Source organism: Pseudomonas sp. ICMP22404 (assembly GCF_006227205.1).
In the GTDB taxonomy this organism is placed as follows: domain Bacteria; phylum Pseudomonadota; class Gammaproteobacteria; order Pseudomonadales; family Pseudomonadaceae; genus Aquipseudomonas.
Window position 1 is genome coordinate 1 of sequence record NZ_VCNG01000038.1, and the last position, 2,984, is coordinate 2,984.

The following is a 2,984-nucleotide window of genomic DNA, read 5'->3' on the forward strand; positions in this document are numbered from 1 at the left end:
TTCGCCGCCGTCGTTGTTGACGGCCTTGAGGTTCTTGAGCATCAACAGCGGTGCGTTGATCAGGCCGCCCTGGTTGTTGAGTTGGCCCTGGTTGAGGTCCAGGGTCAGGGCCGTATTGCTGAAGAGTTGACCGCCCTGCTGGTCCAGATCGGTGACGCTGGCGGTGAGTGCGCCGTTGCTGGCGATGCGGCCGCCGTTCTGGTTGGTCAGTTTTTGCGTGGTCAGGTCGAGGCTGGCAGCGCTGGTCAGGCGGCCGGACTGGCTGTTGTCGAATGCACCGGTCTCGACCAGCACGCCTTGCTTGCCGCTGATGGTGCCACTATTGCGGTTGTCGAGGCTGGCACTTTTGACGGTGAGGCCGGCGTCGGTGACGATCTCGCCGCCCTGGTTGAGCAAGGCATTGTCGAGCTGGAGCCCCAGTGCGCCAGCACTGGAGACGCTGCCCAGGGTATTGGTGAGGCTGGCCGCCGTCAGCGTCAACGCGCCTTCGGCACTCAGTACACCCTGGGTGCTATTCATGTCGCCGGACAGGTCGACGGTAAGGTCTTTCTGGCTCAACACCAAACCGCCGCTGTTATCCAGCGTCTTGCCCGTCAGGCTCAGGCCAGTCTTGCCCGACAACTGACCCTTGGCGCGGTTGAGGACGTCCTTCACCGTCAAGGCCAATGCGCCGCTGGCGAGCACCTGGCCGCCATCACTGTTGTCCAGAGCATTGCCGATCAGGGAAATGTTTGACTGACCCGAGAGTTCACCACCACGGTTATCGATCGAATCGACCTTCAGGGTCAGCGCGTCGGTGGCGCCGACCAACCCAGCGTGGCGGTTGTCCAGCGACGTGCCGGTAAGGGTCAGGCTGCCGAGGGCGATCATCTGGCCGCCCTGGTTGTTGACGCTGGCGACATCGGCCGTAACGGCGGCTTTGCCGGCAATCTGACCGGCCGTGTTGTCCAGGCTCGCGGCCTCGATGTGCAGATCACCATCGGCGATCACGGCAGCGTCGCGATTGAGCAGTTGCCCGTCCACACTCAGGACCAGCGCGCCACGACTGCTGATCAGGCCACCGGTGCTGTCCAAACTGGCGCTGTGGCTGTCGACGGATTGCGCGGAAATCAGCCCCTTGACGCTGTTGAGCACTTGATCGATGCGCAGGGTCAGGGCCTGGTTGCTGATGAGTTTGCCGTCACCGTTGTCCAGGTTTTGCGCGGCCAGGGTGAATGCCTGGGCACTGGAGATTTCGCCGCCCCGGTTGTCGACGTTCTTGAGGTTCTTCAGCACCAGAACCGGCGCGGTGATTACGCCCTTGAGGTTGTTTAACTGGCCGTGGTTCAGGTCCAGGTTCAAGGAGGTCTTGCTGAACAGCTCACCGCCCTGCTGATCGAAACCGCTGACACTGGCGGTCAGTGCCTTGTCACTGGCAATACGACTGGCAGCGCCGTTGCTGACTTGGCTGGCGGTCAGGTCGAGGGTGTCGCCGCTGACCAGATACCCACCCTGGGTGTTGTCGAAAGTGCCGGTGGTGACGCGAGTCGCGCCTTTGGCGCTGAGCAAGCCGTTTTGCTGGTTGTTCAGGCTCTGGCTGGTGACGGTAAGGCCGGCATCGGTGGTGATGGAACCACCCTGGTTGACCAGGGCGCCGACGGTGGTGAGTGCCAACGCGCCGACACCGGTGAGACTGCCGTCGGTGTTGTCGAGGCTGCCGGTATTGGCCGTCAGTGTGCCTTCGCTGCTGATCAGGCCGGCAATGTTGGTCAAGGCGTTGTCGAGACGAATGTCCAGGCCTTGGCGGGCGACGAGGCTGCCGCCGCTGTTGTCCAGGCTTTGTCCGGTGACGGTGCTGGTGCCGGTGCTGAACAGAAGGCCCTTGGTCTGGTTGATGATCGCCGCTACTTTCAGGCCCAGGTCGGTGCCAGCCAGGACCTTGCCGTTGTCGCTGTTGTCCAGGCGCTGGCCGTCGATGTCGATGCCGAGCGAACTGGAAATCTCCCCGCCACGGTTGTCCACGGCATCGACGTCGAGTTTCAGCGCTTTTGTCGCGCCTACCAGACCGCCGTTGCGGTTATCCAGGCTCTGGCCGCTGACGGTCAACAGACCCTGGGCAACCAGCTCACCGCCCTGGTTGGTCAACTGGTCGACGTTTGCGGTGAGGTCGTTCTTGCTGGAGATGCGCCCGCCGCTGTTATCGACGCCAGTGGTTTCCAGGCGCACCGGGCCGCCGGCACTGAGCAGGCCGCCGGCGTTATTCAGTTGCGTGCCATCCACGCGCAGCGCCGCCTGACTGCTGAGCAAGCCTTGCTGGCCGTTGTCGAGCGTGACGACCGTAAGTTGCATGTCCTTGGCGGACTGGACCTTGCCGCCCCGGTTATCCAACCGAGCAGTCTGCACATCGACGGCACCTTTGGCGCCGAGGCTGCCTTGTCGGTTATCGAACAGACCTCCGATACGCGCCGTCAGACTACCGTCGCTGACCAGACTTCCCCCTAGGGTATTGTCCAGACTGGCAGCAGTGACCGTCAGCATCGCACCGGAACCCAGCACGCCGTTCTGGTTGTTCAGGGCACCGATCAAACCGATGTTCAGTGCCACGTCGCCAGTGAGCTGGCCGTCGCTGTTATCCAGGGTGCTACCGGTGAGCTGGGTGGTCGCGGCGCTGGAGACTTCGCCGGCGTGGTTATTCAACTGCCCGACAGTGGCCGTGAGGTTGCCATTGCTGCTGACGACGCCTTGGGTGTTCAAGAGTGTGTCGGCGGTCACGGTCAGCGTTTTGTTGCTCAGTACCCGACCGCTGTTCCGGTTATCCAGGGTTCCGGTTTTGACCGTGCTGGCCTGCCCAGCACTCAAAGTCCCGCCCTGGTTGTTCAGGGTTTGCGCCACATTGGCCGTCAGGTTGCGGCTGGCGATCACGCTCTTGCCGCTGTTGTTGAGATTCTGCGCGGTGAGGCTGACATCGCCCCCTGCATTGCGAGTGTTGTCCGCGTTGACCCCAG

1 protein-coding gene is annotated in these 2,984 nt (G+C 62.8%); it reads right to left on the reverse strand.

The window, feature by feature from the left end:
* On the reverse strand, window positions 1-2,984 hold a 2,984-nt coding region (locus tag FGE05_RS29510; RefSeq protein WP_373682534.1), incomplete at both ends, for a beta strand repeat-containing protein.